The 17,790-nt window shown below is 35.8% G+C and carries 13 protein-coding genes; 10 read left to right on the top strand and 3 right to left on the bottom strand.

Going from position 1 to position 17,790, the window contains the following annotated elements; all coding sequences use genetic code 11:
- The first annotated feature begins 140 nt into the window (after window positions 1-140).
- Window positions 141-1,127 (top strand): 2-hydroxyacid dehydrogenase, encoded by a 987-nt coding sequence (locus ACJAX4_RS02115; RefSeq protein WP_435787803.1) that lies wholly within the window; start codon window positions 141-143, stop codon window positions 1,125-1,127.
- Window positions 1,128-1,173: 46 nt separating this feature from the next.
- Here the strand turns inward: ACJAX4_RS02115 and ACJAX4_RS02110 are convergent, their stop codons facing one another.
- Entirely contained in the window at window positions 1,174-1,638 is a 465-nt protein-coding gene (locus ACJAX4_RS02110; RefSeq protein WP_435787802.1) for a nucleoside deaminase, read from the bottom strand.
- Window positions 1,639-1,653: 15 nt separating this feature from the next.
- Window positions 1,654-2,295: a helix-turn-helix transcriptional regulator gene (locus tag ACJAX4_RS02105; RefSeq protein WP_435787801.1), complete on the bottom strand. Its 642-nt coding sequence runs from the start codon at window positions 2,293-2,295 to the stop codon at window positions 1,654-1,656.
- 192 nt (window positions 2,296-2,487) lie between these two features.
- On the opposite strand from ACJAX4_RS02105, the gene ACJAX4_RS02100 reads away from it, so the two are divergent.
- The 9 genes from ACJAX4_RS02100 (at window position 2,488) to ACJAX4_RS02060 (ending at window position 16,318) form a co-directional block, all read left to right on the top strand.
- Window positions 2,488-3,843, top strand: coding sequence for a nucleobase:cation symporter-2 family protein (locus ACJAX4_RS02100; RefSeq protein ID WP_435787800.1), 1,356 nt, complete (start codon window positions 2,488-2,490; stop codon window positions 3,841-3,843).
- 36 nt (window positions 3,844-3,879) lie between these two features.
- Entirely contained in the window at window positions 3,880-5,604 is a 1,725-nt protein-coding gene (ade, locus tag ACJAX4_RS02095) for an adenine deaminase (protein WP_435787799.1), read from the top strand.
- A 55-nt stretch (window positions 5,605-5,659) separates the two neighbouring features.
- On the top strand, window positions 5,660-7,015 hold the full coding sequence (locus tag ACJAX4_RS02090) for an 8-oxoguanine deaminase (RefSeq protein WP_435787798.1): 1,356 nt from the start codon (window positions 5,660-5,662) through the stop codon (window positions 7,013-7,015).
- 35 nt (window positions 7,016-7,050) lie between these two features.
- Window positions 7,051-9,336: a xanthine dehydrogenase subunit XdhA gene (gene xdhA / locus ACJAX4_RS02085; RefSeq protein WP_435787797.1), complete on the top strand. Its 2,286-nt coding sequence runs from the start codon at window positions 7,051-7,053 to the stop codon at window positions 9,334-9,336.
- Between the two features lie 13 nt (window positions 9,337-9,349).
- The gene (xdhB, locus tag ACJAX4_RS02080; protein WP_435787796.1) at window positions 9,350-10,237 is read left to right on the top strand and encodes a xanthine dehydrogenase subunit XdhB; all 888 of its coding nucleotides are present in this window, start codon (window positions 9,350-9,352) and stop codon (window positions 10,235-10,237) included.
- Complete coding sequence (xdhC, locus tag ACJAX4_RS02075) at window positions 10,230-10,718, top strand: xanthine dehydrogenase subunit XdhC (protein ID WP_435787795.1); 489 nt, start codon at window positions 10,230-10,232, stop codon at window positions 10,716-10,718. Before xdhB ends, xdhC begins: the two co-directional genes overlap by 8 nt.
- 30 nt (window positions 10,719-10,748) lie before the next feature.
- Window positions 10,749-13,370 (top strand): selenium-dependent xanthine dehydrogenase, encoded by a 2,622-nt coding sequence (gene xdh / locus ACJAX4_RS02070; protein WP_435787794.1) that lies wholly within the window; start codon window positions 10,749-10,751, stop codon window positions 13,368-13,370.
- A gap of 69 nt (window positions 13,371-13,439) precedes the next feature.
- Window positions 13,440-14,789 (top strand): NCS2 family permease, encoded by a 1,350-nt coding sequence (locus ACJAX4_RS02065; RefSeq protein ID WP_435787793.1) that lies wholly within the window; start codon window positions 13,440-13,442, stop codon window positions 14,787-14,789.
- A gap of 167 nt (window positions 14,790-14,956) precedes the next feature.
- Window positions 14,957-16,318, top strand: a complete 1,362-nt coding sequence (locus ACJAX4_RS02060) for an NCS2 family permease (protein ID WP_435787792.1) — start codon at window positions 14,957-14,959, stop codon at window positions 16,316-16,318.
- Between the two features lie 97 nt (window positions 16,319-16,415).
- On the opposite strand, the gene ACJAX4_RS02055 is transcribed toward ACJAX4_RS02060, so the two are convergent.
- Window positions 16,416-17,768 (bottom strand): uracil-xanthine permease family protein, encoded by a 1,353-nt coding sequence (locus ACJAX4_RS02055; protein WP_435787791.1) that lies wholly within the window; start codon window positions 17,766-17,768, stop codon window positions 16,416-16,418.
- Window positions 17,769-17,790: the final 22 nt, after the last annotated feature.

The following is a 17,790-nucleotide window of genomic DNA, read 5'->3' as shown; positions in this document are numbered from 1 at the left end:
TAATATATTATAGGGTATAATATAAACATAACTTAATATATATACTTACTACAGTAGTACATTTAATATTAGAACTTGAAAGAAAAACATATAACTAGGAGTCAAGTTTCAATATATAGAAACATAGGAGGTGGAGATATATGGATAAGAAAAAAGTCTACATTACAAGAAGAATACCGGATGAGGCTATCGAACTTTTAGAGGAGCATTTTGACGTGGAAATTAATCCGCAAGATAGAGTTTTATCGGGAGAAGAGCTATTAGAAAAGGTTAAAGGTGCAGATGCAGTATTATGTGTTATAACGGATAGTATTAATAAAGATGTGTTTGAAGCGGCAGGAGTTAAGTGTAAGATTTTTGCTAACTACGGTGTTGGGTACAACAACATTGATATAGCTACAGCTACCCAAATGGGAGTCATAATTACTAATACACCTGGAGTTCTAGATGATGCTACTGCAGATCTTGCATGGACACTTCTTATGGCAGTATCTAGAAGAATAGTATCAGCAGATAAATTTACTAGGAACGGTGCCTTTCAAGCTTGGGACCCTATGATGTTTCTTGGACGTGATATTACTGGAAAGACATTAGGACTTGTAGGAGCGGGTAGAATTGGCTTTAACTTTGCAAAGAAAGCTAAGGCTTTTGATATGAAATTGCTTTACACTGGGCTAAGGAGAAACCTTAAAATAGAAAATGAATTAGGTGCTATTTATGTGGATAAAGAAACACTTCTAAAGGAATCAGATTTTGTTTCATTACACGTGCCACTTTTGCCTTCTACTACCCATTATATAGGTGAAAAAGAATTTTCTATTATGAAAAAAACTTCAGTTATCGTTAATACATCCAGAGGACCTGTAGTCGATGAAAAAGCATTAGTTAATGCTCTTAAGTCTGGAGAAATATGGGGAGCTGGACTTGACGTATTTGAACATGAACCAGATATAGAACCTGAGCTTTTAGATATGTATAATGTTGTAATAGTACCACACATTGCTTCAGCTACGATGGAAACAAGAACGAATATGGGGCTCATTGCAGCTAGAAATATTATAAAGGTGCTTACAGGTGAATTACCAAATAGTTGTGTTAATAAAGAGGTATTAAAAAGAATATATTAAATAATCACTACCATTTATTTTGAATGGTAGTGATTATTTTTATTCTCTAATATTTAATCCTGTCCATCTTAAGTTGCCATTTTTGAAAAGGTTCAAGGCTCTCTTGTCTATTAACTTGTACCACTTCAACTTGTAGTTCTTTTGCAGTGCCGTTTATTACATCATAGATATATTGGTCATCAAAATCGATATTTGCAGCGTCTTGTCTATTTGAGCCATAATAAAGTTTCTTAATCTTTGCCCAATGAATTGCTGCGAAGCACATAGGACAAGGTTCACAGGAAGAGTATATTTCGCAGTCGGATAAATCGAATCTACCAAGTATGCTAGATGCTTTTCTTAGTGCTGTAACCTCAGCATGAGCAGTAGGATCATTGGTCTTAATGACTTCATTATGAGCACAACTAATAATTACACCGTCTTTTACAATAACCGCGCCAAAAGGACCGCCATCATTGTTTTCCATTCCACTTAAAGCTTCATCTATAGCAATTTGCATAAATTTATTCATATTTACACCGCCTATTTAAAGTTTATTTTTAATATCTATATAATTATATATGGAATACTTTGAAATACCGAAAAATTCTGCGGTCTTATCGCCAGCCTTTGTAATTAAGAAAGCACCGGCATCATTAAGAAATTGAATAGCCTCTATCTTTTGTTCTTTACTCATAAGAGCAACTGGTTTGCCTATTTTTTTTACGGATTCATCTAATAAATCGTCTAGGAGTTGATTTACATTCTGAGGAATTTTATTTGGTTCTTCAATATCCTCTCCGTGAGTAATTAATGAATCTATACAATCTTTAGCTATAGTGAGCTCGGTAATGTCGTAATTAATAGAGAATATTCCAATAGGTTTATTTTCATTATCTCGTATATATATGGTGCTTGATTTTAAAATCTTACCATCATGAGTCTTTGTAATATAACTTAATTTATCTTCTAGTGAATCAGAAACATGTTTTAGTGAATTTAAAACAACACGCGATGCATTAGTGCTTGTAGTTCTGTGTGTAACGTCACCATTTTCAATAAATAAAATTGGATAGTCTACATCGCCAGAAGTTAGATCATGAATAACCACTTCACAATTTCGACCGAATTGGGATGAAATACCTTTTGCTAATCTTTTTAAAAAATCTAAACCGTAATCATTATTCATTTGTAACCTCACAATTCATATAATAGAATTTACAGATATTATATAATTAAATTATATCAATATTTATTTTTAAAATCAATATGATTTACAAAAATATTTTTGAATTGCAAAAATATTCAGAAAATCTTATTGACTTTTATTTGAAGTAATGATAATCTAAAAAATAAAGAGAATACTATAGGGGGCTATATAATGAGTACATTAAATTCGTCTAAGGATAACGGAGATATTTTGTATAAAATCAACGATAAACCACCTTTTCACATATCAATCTTGCTTGCTTTTCAGCATATTATGGCAGCATTCGGGGGCATTGTAGCAGTACCATTAATAGTTGGTGGAGCTTTAGGATTACCAGGGGAAGACATTGCATTTCTAGTAAGCGCTGCAATATTTGCAGCTGGTATAGCAACTTTTATTCAAGCTAGGGGAATTGGTCCTGTAGGGGCTAGAGTTCCATGTGTTATGGGAACTGATTTTACATTTGTTGGACCATCTATAGCTGTTGGATCTGCTCTTGGGTTACCAGGGATATTTGGGGCAACAATAATGGGGTCCTTTATTGAAGTCTTTTTAAGTCGTTTTATTAAACCTTTAAGAAAATTTTTTCCACCAATAGTAACAGGGACAGTTGTTATGTTGATTGGACTTACTTTATTACCTGTAGCAATAGATTGGTCTGCAGGTGGATTTGGAGCTAAAGATTATGGTAGCTTAAGGAATGTAAGTATAGCCTTTTCAGTAATGATTGTCATTACATTATTAAATAGATACGGGAAAGGATTAATTTCTTCGGCATCAGTTATCATTGGTCTAATATTTGGATACATAATATGTTTTCCACTAGGAATGCTTGATTTTTCGACAATTACAAGTGCTAGCTGGATTGCTTTTCCATCGCCTTTTAAATATGGTATTACTTTTAAGTTCAGTGCATTTGTTGCATTTGCTATAGCTTATTTAGTAACAACTGTTGAGACGGTAGGATGTCTTATGGCTGTTGGTGAGGCATCAGGTAAAGATTTAACATCAGAAGATCTATCAAAAGGTATACTTGCTGATGGAGTTGGATCTCTTATAGCAGGATGTGTTAATGCAGGTCCTAATACTTCCTTTTCACAAAATGTTGGACTTATCCCAATTACAAGAGTTGCAAGTAGTCATGTAGTTGCTGTTGCAGGAATAATTTTGATGACACTGGGAATATTCCCTAAATTCGGAGCGCTTGTTTCAATTATGCCAAATCCCGTTTTAGGTGGTGCCGGTATCATAATGTTTGGTATGGTTGTATCAGCAGGAATCAAGACAATTCAGAAGGTTAAACTTAACAACAGAAACATGCTAATATTAGCCATTTCAATTGGTATTGGTCTAGGGGTTACTGTAAGGCCTGATTTTTTAAGCGGTATGCCTTCGATAATTAAGAGTTTCTTTTCCTCAGGAATCAGCGCAGGTACAGTGGTGGCGTTATTACTTAACGTAATATTAAAAGAAGAGACACCTTCCAATATTGACGCTAAGGTAGATTCTACAACAATTGGACAATAAAAAATATAAAGAGATATAAGTCTGGAGGCAAATTATATGAATTCCAGTAAAACTAAAAATTTAATTCAAACAGCTACTGGTAGAAAAATAGCAGATTTAGTTATTGAAAATTGCAATGTTGTTAATGTTTTCTCGCAAGAGATTATATATGGCAAATTAGCTATTAGTGATGGTGTATTTATTGGTATTGGCGATTATGAAGGCAAAGAGGTAATTGATGGTGAGGGGAGATATATAGTGCCTGGTTTAATTGATTCTCATGTCCATATTGAGTCATCCATGGGGTCACCTTATCAATTTGCAAGGGCAGTATTGCCAAGGGGAACCACAACAGTTATTTCTGATTGTCATGAAATAGCTAATGTTAAAGGACTTTCTGGAATTAAATATATGATTGAGTCCAGTGAAAATCTACCTCTTGATGTGTATATTATGTTGCCATCTTGCGTTCCAGCTACTACCTTTGAAACATCTGGGGCAATACTTGAGGCTGAGGATTTAAAAGAACTTATGCAACATGAAAGAGTCCTAGGTCTTGGAGAACTTATGAACTATCAAGGAGTGGTTTTTACAGATGAGGGCATTCTTAAAAAACTTGAACTTACTGATGATTACCAAAAAATAGTAGATGGTCACGGTCCTATTATCAAAGAGAAAGAATTAAACGCCTATTCTTTAGCAGGAGTTAAAACGGATCACGAATGTAGCAACCATAAAGAGGTATTAGATAGACTTAGAAATGGTATATATGTTGCAATAAGAGAAGGATCAGCGGCAAAGAATCTATTAGATTTAGTTGGAGCTGTGAATTCCTTTAATGAGCGTAGATTTACCTTTTGTACAGATGATAGGCATCCCAAGGATATCTTACAGGAGGGACACATAGACAACAACATTAGACTTGCTATAAGAGGGGGCGTGAGCCCTATTACAGCAATTAGAATGGCAACACTTAATTCAGCAGAATGTTATAATCTTAAAAAACTTGGAGCTATTGCTCCAGGATATATAGCAGATTTTATAATAGTTGATAATCTATCAGACTTTAATGTACTGAAGACGTTCAAAAAAGGAAAGCAAATAAAAGATGATTGGTATAAAGATATAAAGGAAGATAAAAAACTTTTAGAAACTGTATCTAACAGTGTCAATATAAAAGGTTTTACTAAGGATGATTTGAAAATAAAACTCACAGCTAACAATGCAAAAGTCATTAAAATTATGGAGCACAGTCTTTTTACAGAAAACGTAACTAGGACGGTAAAAGTAGATGAAAATGGATATTATATATATGATGAAGCAGTTGATATACTTCCTATTTATGTATTTGAAAGACACACTGGTACTGGAAATATTGGCAAGGGTTTAATTGAGGGATATGGTCTTAAGAATGGAGCCATTGCATCAACTATAGCACACGATTCTCATAATTTAATTGTAGTAGGTGATAATCCCACTAATGTTGAAATAGCTGTGCAAAAGATAATAGAAATAGGCGGAGGTCTGGTTATTGTTGTAGATGGTGAGGTCAAAGGATTCCTACCTTTAGATATCGCAGGTATTATGTCTTCGCAGGATTTGGAAACTGTATCAAAAGGGCATGAAAAACTTAACAAAATTGCTATGGAAGAACTTAATATTAATGAAAGCGTTAATGCTTTTATGACTTTAGCTTTCATGGCATTACCGGTTATTCCTGAACTGAAAATTACTGATAGAGGGCTTTTCGATGTAATAAAATTTCAGCATACTGATTTATAGAAAAAATATTGATGAACTTTTTTTAGGAAGATATACTAATTTTAAGGAGATGATTATGAAGAATTCAATCCTTTTAAAGAATATTAAATATCTTGTAACATGTGATGATGAGGACAATGTATTCCAAAATATAAACTTATTTATTGAAAATGGTGAAATTAAATATATTGGTAATGAAATTAAATCAGCTGATGAAATTATAGATGCAACAAATATGGCAGTGTATCCTGGGCTTATCAATACACACCATCACCTTTATCAGTATTTTAGCAGAAATATTCCACAAGTTCAAAATATGGAGTTGTTCCCATGGCTAAAATATTTGTATGAGATTTGGAAAAATGTAAATAGTGATGTTATCATGTACAGTTCTCTTTGTGGAATGGGTGAACTTTTAAAGACAGGGTGCACAACATGTTTTGATCACCACTATGTATTTCCTAAAAATCAAAGTGGTCTTATTGAAACACAGTTTGAAGCTGCACAAAGACTTGGAATAAGAATGTATGCATCAAGAGGAAGTATGTCTCTAAGCATTAAGGACGGTGGCCTTCCGCCGGATTCTGTGGTTCAAACTGTTGACGAGATTTTAAAAGACAGTGAGGCTTTGGTGAAAAAATTCCATGACAAAAGTCGTTTTGCAATGAGACAGGTTGCATTTGCTCCTTGTTCACCATTCAGTGTCACCGGAGATTTAATGCGTGAATCAGCAATACTTGCAAGAAAACTTGGGGTTAGACTCCACACACATCTTGCAGAAACGGTAGATGAAGAAAAATTTACTATGCAAAAGTTCAACATGAGACCTCTTGAGTATATGGAGAGTTTGGGGTGGCTCGGTACCGATGTGTGGTTTGCACATGGCATTCACTTTAATGATGATGAGCTGAGTTTACTTGCAAGGACTGGTACAGGCGTTACTCATTGCCCTATATCCAACATGAAATTGTCATCAGGAATTGCAAAGATTCCCCAAATGCTAAAGCACAAAGTCCCTGTTGGACTTGGAGTTGATGGAAGCGCAAGCAACGATGGCTCAAATATGCTTGAAGAGATGAGAGTTGCATTTTTGCTCCACAGATTAAACTCAGGTAAAAGTGCTCCCACAGCCTACGATATACTTAAAATGGCCACCAGAGGTAGTGCAAAAGTACTTGGACGCTCAGATATTGGTAAATTATCTGTTGGAATGGCAGGGGATTTATTTATGATAAACCTTAACCGGCTAGAACTTATAGGGGCAGATTTAGATCCTAAATCATTACTTAGCACGGTGGGTTTTAAAGGGAATGTTGATTATACCATTGTAAACGGTGTGATTGTTGTTAAAGATGGTAAACTGGTAAATGTTGATGAAGAAAAAATATATTATGAAAGTAGTATTGTTACAAAAAAATTTAATAAAAAATGATAGAATATTTCGATTATTATATAAGGGGGTACAAAATGAGTATTGGGAAAAGTATTAATAGGGTTGATGCTTTTGATAAAGTAACTGGACGAGCACAGTTTACAGATGATTTTAAATTGAGTAACTGTCTTGTTGCTAAAATTATGCATAGTACTGTTGCAAATGGGCTTGTTAAAAGTATTGATATTTCAGAGGCTATGAAGCTTGAAGGGGTTATAAAAATTGTAACTTGTTTTGATGTTCCCGATATTAAATTTGCAACAGCAGGACATCCTTTTTCACTGGACCCTGCTCATAAGGACATAGAAGACAGGAAACTGCTTAATCAAAGAGTTAGATATTATGGTGATGATATTGCGGCCGTTGTTGCTAAAGATAGTGTAACAGCAACAAGAGCGATTAAGCTAATAAAAGTTGAATATGAAGAATATGAACTACTTTTATCTATTGAAGCGTCTTTGAGTGAAGGAGCAAAAAGGATTCATGAGGAGTATCCTTCTAATATTCTTGCACATACAAGCTATGAGATAGGGAATTATGATAATGCTATAAAAGAAGAAGGACTTATTTCTTTTGAAGGAGAATATGAACTTTCTCCTGTTAAGCATTGTCAGATTGAAAATCCGATTTCTTATGCATATGCGCAGGGTAATAGAATGGTTGTGGTTACATCAACTCAGATTCCTCATATTGCAAGGCGTGTAATTGGTCAAGCTCTTGGAATTGAGTGGGGAAAAGTCAGAGTAATTAAACCATATATAGGTGGGGGCTTTGGTAATAAACAAGATGTGATTTACGAACCACTAAATGCATATTTATGTAAGGTCGTTGGTGGAAGATGTGTTAAACTTGATATTTCTCGAGAAGAGGATTTTGTTAATACCCGTCTTCGTACTGCCATGAAATTTAAAATTAAAAGTTATGTGCGAGCAGATGGACGTTTTGTTGCTAGAAAAATAGAATTGCATGGTAACAAAGGTGCTTATGCATCCCATGGACATAGTATGGTAAATAAAGCAGGTCATGCATTTAAGCAGATATATCAAGCTGAAGTTGCAACTAAAGGTGACATGTATTCAGTATATACAAATATGCCTCCGTCTGGTGCCATGCGTGGTTATGGCATACCACAAATTACTTTTGCAATGGAATCCCATGTGGATGATATTGCAACAAACCTAGGGCTTGACAAAATTGAAATAAGAAAACTGAATGCTATGAAATTAGGATTCGTTGATAATCAAGTTAAATGCTATAGTAATGGTCTTTTTGAGTGTATTGAAAAGGGTAGGGAATATATAGACTGGGATAATAAACTCAAAGAATACCAAAATCAAACGGGGCCCATCCGAAAAGGGGTTGGTATGGCAATATTTAGTTATGCAACAGGTGTTTTCCCTATTTCACTAGAAACGGCAGCTTGTAGAATTGTGCTTAATCAAGATGGTTCTGTTCAACTTCAAATGGGTGCCACAGAAATAGGTCAAGGGGCAGATACAGTATTTGGGCAAATGGTAGCAGAGGTGCTTAGTATTCCATCGGAAAACGTACACACTATATCAACGCAAGATACCGATATTACACCATTTGACACAGGCGCTTATGCATCTAGGCAATCTTATGTATCAGGGATGGCTGCTAAAAAGGCCGCTTTAGAGATAAAAGAAAAGATAATAGAACATGCGAATTTTATGTTGAAACTTCCTATAGGGAATATTGAAATTAAAGATAATAATATTATAAATAAGGAAACTGGTGAAATTATAGCTTCACTTAAAGAAGTTGCTACGCATGCACTTTACAATACTGAAAAATCAGTTCACATAACGGCAGATGTCACAAACCAATGTAAATCGAATTCTTTCTCCTTTGGAGTATGTTTTGTTGAGGTTGAAGTTGATATTCCTGTAGGTAAAATTAAAGTTATTAATGTTATTAATGTTCATGATAGTGGTAAAATTCTTAATCCGAAGCTTGCAGCAGGACAGGTACATGGTGGTATGAGCATGAGTTTAGGTTATGGTCTAAGTGAGCAACTTTTGTTTGATCAAAAGACAGGTAGAATGCTCAATGATAATTTACTTGATTATAAACTTCCGACTATTATGGATACTCCACATTTGGAAGCACAATTTGTAGAAACCTACGATGTATCAGGGCCTTTTGGTAACAAGGCATTGGGAGAACCACCTGCAATTCCTGTTGCACCTGCAATTAGAAATGCTGTGCTAAATGCTACAGGAGTTAAATTTAATGTTGCTCCGTTAACACCACAAAGACTTGTAGAGAAATTTAAAGAGCAAAATTTAATAAAAAAGTAGAGGTGGAATAAGGATGTATGATATTGAAAAAATATACCAGGCAACTTCAGTAAAGGATGCTATAAGTCATCTTGAACTGGAACCAAAATCTATCATTATTGCAGGCGGAAGTGACGTGCTTATAAGTATTCGTCATGGCAAGCTTGCTGGATGCTCTCTTGTAAGTATTTATGGGCTAGATGAACTAAGAGGAGTAACACTTGAAGATGATGGTAGTATAAAAATAGGTGCACTTACAAGTTTTTCACACATAACTAAAAATGATATTATCCAGAAATGTATTCCGGTACTCGGAGAAGCTGTTGATGAAATAGGGGGTCCACAATTAAGAAACATTGGAACAATTGGAGGGAATATTTCAAATGGGGTTACAAGTGCTGATAGTGCATCCACGTTATTTGCACTAAATGCTAAGCTCCAAATACAAGGGCCGGATGGAGAGAGAATAATTCCTATCTCAGAGTACTATGCAGGGCCAGGAAAAGTTACTTTGAAAAATGCTGAAATACTTACGGCTATCTATATCACTAAAGAAAATTATGAAAATTTTAAAGGTAATTACATTAAATATGCTATGCGGAATGCAATGGATATTGCAACCCTCGGCTGTAGCGTAGTTTGTAAACTTAATGCACAAAAAGATAAGGTAGAAGATGTACGTCTTGCCTACGGTGTTGCAGCTCCAATCCCTATGAGATGTTTTAAAGCTGAAGAAGCTATAAAGGGAATGAGTTTTTCTGATGATATGTTTAATGTTTTTGGTGAAACAGCAAAGACTGAAGTGAGTCCTCGGACATCTTGGCGTGCATCTAAGGATTTCCGCCTTCAGCTTGTGGGGGAGCTCAGTAAAAGGGCCTTAAAGGAATGTATAAAAAAATGTGGAGGTGTAATCAATGGCTAATAAAATATTAAACTTCATAGTAAATGGTGAGCCTACACAAATTATGATAGATGATAGAGATTCACTTACTGATGTTTTAAGAAATCAACTTAATCTCACAAGTGTTAAAAAAGGTTGTGAGGTTGGAGAATGTGGAGCTTGTACTGTTCTTATTAATGGTGAAGCCTATGATTCATGTATTTATCTTGCTATTTGGGCAGAAGGTAAAGAAATTCGTACAACTGAAGGACTCATGGATGCTGATGGAAAAATATCAGATATTCAGGAAGCATTTATTGAGGAAGGCGCAGTGCAATGTGGTTTCTGTACCTGCGGATTTGTTATGTCCTCTATTCCTATTCTTGAAGATGAAAAGGAATATACAACAGATGAAGTTAAAAAAGAAATTTCTGGTAACTTATGCCGTTGCACAGGGTATGAAAATATATTAAATGCTGTAGAGAAAACTAAAAAACATCGTTGTAATAATTGTGAACATTAAAGCTTAATTATAGGAGAGAGAGGTATTAGAATGTTTAAAGTTAATGTAAATGGTAAAGATTATCAATCCGAAATAGATATGGTATTGATGGATTTTCTACGCGAAAAGTTGAGAATAACATCAGTAAAAAACGGTTGCAAGGAAGGTGCATGTGGTACTTGCACTGTTATTATTGATGGATTTACAACTCGTGCCTGTATACAAAAGCTTTCTAAACTGGAAGATAAAAAGGTTCAAACCATAGAAGGATTTACGCAAAGAGAAAGAGAAGTATTAGTATATGCCTTTGCTACTTCAGGGGCGGTACAATGTGGGTTTTGCATTCCGGGTATGGTTATATCCGGTAAATGCTTAATTGATCAAAATGAAAATCCTACAAGAGAAGACGTAAAGCGAGCGATTCGTACTAATATTTGCCGTTGCACTGGATATGCAAAGATTGAAGATGGTATTCTTTTGGCTGCAAAAATGCTAAGAGAAAACTTAGCAGTACCTGAGATAAAACAAACTGGTAAGGTCGGGGAGCGCATCTGTCGTGTCGATGCTCTTGAAAAAACGTTAGGAACAGCAAAATATGCAGATGATTATAATTTTGATGGCATGCTTTATGGAAAAAATGTATTTAGCAAGTATGCCCGTGCAAAAATAGTATCCATTGACTTAAGCAAGGCTCTTGAAATGCCAGGAGTTGTTGCGATATTTACGGCAAAGGATATTCCTGGTAAGCGTTATATCGGCCACTTAGCGCAGGATTGGCCAGGGATGATTGATGTAGGTGAACAGACAAAGTGTTGTGGGGATACTCTCGCAATGGTTGTTGCCAAAACGAGTGAACAAGCAGTGGCAGCTGTAAATGCTATGGAAGTAGAATATGAAGAATTAGAACCAATTCGTAATCCTTTAGAGGCTGCAGCTCTGGGAGCTCATCAAGTGCATGGAGAAGGTTTTACGCAATTTGGGAAGTCCAGAATTCCAGAAAACAATGTATTTGATCACCAAAAGGTAAAAATAGGGGATGCGGAAACTGCACTTGCAAATTCTAAATTTATAGTAGAAGGTACTTTTCACGTTCCACCAACTGAACATGCCTTCATGGAGCCGGAAACGGCAGTTGGATTGCCGGATGGAGATGGTGTCAAGGTTATTACAGGGTCACAAGGTATTTATGATGAATGCCATGAACTTAGTAATTATCTAGGACTTTCAGTAGAAAAAGTAAGAATTCAAAGTGCTACTGTTGGAGGCGGGTTCGGTGGAAAGGAAGATATGAGTGTGCAGCATCAAGCTGCGCTGTGTGCTTATCTTACCAAACGGCCTGTAAAAGTATCTTTTAGCCGTAAGGAAAGCATAAACTACCATCCCAAACGTCATGCAATGGATATTTATTGCAAAATAGGCTGTGATGAGAACGGTATCTTGCAAGGAATGAGGGCGAGACTTACCTCTGATACAGGGGCTTATGCTTCTCTTGGTGGTCCGGTCCTACAAAGAGCCTGTACGCATGCTGGTGGTCCTTATAATTATCAAAATGTGGATATTGAAGGGAATGCTTACTATACCAATAATCCGCCGGCTGGTGCGTTCCGTGGTTTTGGAGTAACACAATCTTGTGCAGCTGTAGAATGTCTCATCAATCAGTTGGCAGAAAAAGCCGGCATTTCGGGGTGGGAATTTCGTTATCGCAATGCCATTAGACCTGGACAATCACTGCCCAATGGTCAGATAGCAGATGAAGGAACTGCTATGGCAGAAACTCTTGAAGCAGTTAAGTCAGATTTTGAAAAATATGAAGCAGATCCAAATTATTATGTAGGAATTGCTTCGGCAATGAAGAATGCAGGTATTGGAGTAGGTATTCCTGATACTGGGCGTTGTAACTTAAAAATAATTAATGGGAAAGTTCATGCCAGATCTTCTGCTGGTGCAATCGGACAAGGAGTACAAACCGTATTGATGCAAATGATCTGTGAAACAACAGGACTCATGCCTTTGCAAATTGTGGTGGAACGACCGGATACGAAATATACGCCTGATTCAGGTACGACAACCGCGTCTCGTCAAACCGTATTTGCTGGAGAAGCAGCGCGTCAATCGTCTCTCAAGTTAAAGGCTGATTTGGACGAGGGATTTACATTAATGACTTTAGAAGCTAAAGAATATATAGGAGAATTTGATTTCAAATCAGATCCCCTGGGTTCTCCAAAACCGAATCCAGTAAGCCACATTGCTTATGGATATGCAACACAACTTTTTATTATGGATAAGGTAGGAAAAGTTGTGAAAGTAGTTGCGGCTCATGATATTGGGAGAGCAATCAATCCTCTTTCTTCGGAAGGTCAAGTAGAAGGTGGAGTAGCTATGGGTCTTGGATATGCTTTGACGGAAGACTTCCCACTAAAAAATGGGGTTCCTCAGGCGAAGCTAGGTAGCTTAGGTCTTTTTAAGGCACCTCAAATGCCACCAGTTGAAACCCATTTAATTGAAAAAAATGATCCTAGTGGTATCGCATTTGGAGGCAAGGGTATTGGTGAAATTGTCTGCTGCATGGGCGCTCCGGCATGTCAAAATGCTTATTATAAAAAAGATGGTATATTCAGATATAATTATCCTTTGGATAATACATACTACCGTAAGCCAAAACCTATAAAATAAAGGATTTGAAATTTCGCCCTGTGAATAATTCATAGGGCTTAATTATAAAAAAAATAGAGGGGGATTAAAATGGAACGTTTTCAGTTGAAAGAAAATGGAAGTGACGTTAAGAAGGAGGTCATTGGAGGAATAACCACATTTTTAACAATGGCCTACATTATTGCAGTTAATGCTAATATTTTAGGAGCTACAGGAATGGATGTGGGTGCCATAGTAACAGTAACTTGTTTAACCGCAGGACTTACTACAATAGCTATGGGATTATATGCAAATCTTCCTTTTGCATTAGCATCAGGAATGGGTCTCAATGCATTCTTTGCTTTTAGTGTAGTAATAGGACAGAAAGTTCCTTGGCAAGTGGCACTGGCAGCTGTATTTATTGAAGGGCTTATTTTTATTGTATTATCATTAACGAATGTTAGAGAAGCAGTAGTTAACGCTATACCAACAACTTTAAAATTGGCAGTTACTGCAGGTATCGGACTTTTCATTGCATTTATTGGTTTGGTAGATGCTGGTATTGTAATTGCTAATCCAGACACAAAGGTAGCTATGGGTACTTTTAAAAGCCCAGCAGTACTAATAACAGTACTCGGAGTAATTGTAATAGTAGTATTGTCAAAGAAAAAAGTTAGAGGAGCTATATTATGGGGAATAGTTGCAAGTGCTGGAGCAGCTTGGATATATGCAATGATAGCACCAATAACAGCAGCAACTTATGGAATATACACACCAAAAGGGATATTTAAACTTGAGTCAATGTCACCAATTGCTGGTAAACTAGACTTTTCATACTTAACTGATCCAGCTAAAATCATGCAATTTATTACAATATTATTAACATTTTTGTTTGTTGATTTTTTCGATACGGTGGGAACTCTAGTAGGAGTTGCTTCAAAGGTTGGAATGGTTGATAATGATGGTAAGGTTAAAAATGCTGGAAAGGCGCTACTAGTAGATGCCGTTGGTACTACTGTAGGAGCTTTCCTTGGTACTTCAACTGTAACTACTTACGTAGAAAGCTCAGCTGGAGTTGCAGAAGGCGCTAGAACAGGACTTGCTTCTGTTGTAACAGGAATTTTATTCTTGATAGCAATGTTTTTTTCACCATTATTTGTTGCAATACCAATGTGTGCAACTGCACCAGCGCTCATTATAGTAGGATTTTTCATGATAGGTGGTATAACTAAGATAGATTTTAATGATTTCACTGAGGGAGTACCTGCTTTCTTAACAATTATAATGATGCCACTTACTTACAGTATAGGAGACGGTTTAACAATTGGACTTCTTTCTTATGCAGTGTTAAACTTTATAAACAATATGTTTACGAAGGATCATACTAAGAGAAAGAAAGTTTCAATTATAATATATATTTTGGCGCTAATATTTATTGCTAAATTATATTTTACAGGTTAAAAGTAGTAGAAATAAAAACAATCCACTTTATTTAAATAAAGTGGATTGTTTTTTTATTGGGGAAGAATATTGTTTTAATTCGAAACTATGATACAATAAAACGATGTTTTGAATTTCGCTCTGTGAATAATTTATAGAGTTTGATCATAAAAAATAGGGAGGAACACATGAAGTATTTTAAGTTGGAAGAAAATGGAAGTGACGTCAAACGGGAGGTTATTGGTGGAATAACAACATTCTTAACCATGGCTTATATTATTGCAGTTAATGCAAACATACTAGGAGATCCAGCTGTAGGAATGCCAGCAGCAGCTGTAGTAACAGTTACTTGTTTAATAGCAGCTTTTACTACAATCCTTATGGGTTTATATGCAAATCTTCCTTTTGCACTAGCACCAGGTATGGGACTCAATGCATTCTTTGCTTATACCGTAGTAATAGGAATGCAAATCCCCTGGCAAGTAGCACTGGCCGCGGTATTTGTAGAAGGAATTATTTTTATTATATTATCAGTAACTAATGTGAGAGAAGCGGTAGTTAATGCTATACCCACAACATTAAAATTTGCGGTTACCGCAGGTATCGGACTTTTCATTGCATTTATTGGTTTTGTAAATGCGGGCATTGTAATTATGAATAAAGACACACTGGTATCTATGGGAAGTTTTACAAGCCCTACAGTTTTAATAACAGTAGTAGGTGTAATTATAATTGTAGTGTTATCAAAGAAAAGAGTTAAAGGAGCTATATTATGGGGAATAGTTGCAAGTACCGCCATAGCTTGGATATATGCAACAATATCACCAGAAGCTGCAGCTACGTATAGAATAGGTACACCAGATGGAATAATAAGGTTTGAATCAATAGCACCTATAGCAAATAAAATGGATTTTTCATATCTAGCTGATCCAAAGATGATATGGAAATTTGTAGTAATTATACTGACCTTCTTATTTGTTGATTTCTTTGATACTGTAGGAACTTTAGTAGGAGTTGCATCTAAGGTTGGAATGGTTGATAAGGATGGTAAGGTTAAAAATGCTGGACGTGCCCTGCTAGTAGATGCCGTAGGTACTACTTTTGGAGCTTTCCTTGGAACATCAACTGTAACCACTTTCGTTGAAAGTTCAGCTGGAGTTGCAGAAGGGGCTAGAACTGGACTTGCTTCTGTAGTAACAGGAATATTATTTTTAATAGCAATGTTCTTTGCACCATTATTTACTGCAATACCATCATCAGCAACTGCACCCGCACTGATAATTGTAGGTTTTTTTATGATGGAGAATATAACTAAAATAGATTTTAGTGATTTTACTGAGGGAGTTCCTGCTTTCTTAACAATCGCACTAATGCCACTTACTTATAGCATAGGAGACGGTTTAACTATAGGAATTCTTTCTTATGCAGTGTTAAATTTAGTAAACAATATATTTACTAAAGATCCTAGTAAGAGGAAGAAAGTTTCAATTGTAATTTATATTTTGGCAGTAGTGTTTATAATTAAATTAATTGTTACCGGTTCGCATTAGTGAAAAAACTAGTAATAGCTATTAAATAAAACAAATAAAAAACAATTCGTTTATATTATATATAAACGAATTGTTTTTTTATTTTGAAATTTATTTATTACATATCTTTAGTTTCACTTTTAACATTATTGATAATGACATCTAGTGGTTTATCTTTCGGTAAAATAAGATTTAGTGCTATTGCAACTATTGTTGTAACAACAATAGATGATTTACCGAATATAGATATAAACCATGTTGGAAATAGTGCAAAAGCATCAGGAACCTGAACAATGCCTATACCTAGGGCAATGGCAATTCCTACAACTGCGGAGTTTCTCATTGTAAGCTTAGCCGAGGAAAGCATTTTAACTCCGGTCATTGTTATAGTGGCAAAAACAGAAATTGTTGCGCCACCAAGAACACATTGAGGAATGGTTGTAAGTAAAGAAGCGAACTTAGGAATAAGTCCTGCTAAAATAACAACAAAAGAGGCAAATGCAAATACCCACTTATTGATAACTTTATTTGTAATTACTATGCCAACATTCTGGCTATATGTTGCAGTTGGCATACAACCAAAGCAAGAACCGAGTATACTAGAGAAACCGTTTCCAATTATACCACCAGAAAGTTCTTTATGGGTAGGCTGTCTATCCATTCCACCACCTGTTGTAGCGGATAAATCACCTATAGTTTGAACAGAATTTACAATATACATTATGGCCATAGATATTATGGCTGTAGCATTAAAGCTTATACCAAAATGGAAGGGCTTTGGTGCTTGAAGAAGTCCAGCTGAAGCAACAGCATCAAAGGATACCATTCCAAGAGATAGTGCAAGAAGATAGCCAACAACTATACCTATTAAAATGGATGCTAGTTTGAGAGTTCCTTTAGTAAAGAAATTTAGAAAGACAACAACTCCAAGGGTTATCATGGCAACGGCCCAGTTTTTAGGAGATCCAAACGTGGGAGAACCAACGCCGCCAGCTATATATTTAATAGCAACTGAATACAGGGATAATCCTATGGCAAAAATAACTGTACCGGTAACAAGCGGTGGAAAGAATTTTATAAGCTTTTTAAGGAATATTCCGAAAATTATGGCTACTATTCCACCTACTATTTGTGCTCCGAAAACTGTGGCAAGATTAAACTCACCAGTAATAGCAGCGAGGGTAGGAACATATGCAAAACTTACCCCCATAATCACGGGTAGCCGTGAACCAATAACCTTACCAAGTGGAAAAATTTGAATTAGCGTTGCTATACCTGCAAAAAACAGTGAAGACTGAACCAGTAAAATTTTGTCGGGTCCGGTGAGATTTGCGATTCCAGCTATTATGAGTGCGGGTGTAACGCACCCAACAATCATAGCAACAACATGTTGAAGGCCTAAGGGTATAATTTCTTTCATTGAAGGCGTACCATCATAATTAAACAGTAAAGACTTTTGATTAGAACTCATAATAAAAACCCCCTAAATTTTT

This window comes from Clostridium sp., assembly GCF_051278035.1.
Taxonomy (GTDB): Bacteria; Bacillota; Clostridia; order Clostridiales; family Clostridiaceae; genus Clostridium_AD.
The sequence above is the reverse complement of the archived record's forward strand: the minus strand, read 5'-3'. Positions and strand labels throughout refer to the sequence as shown.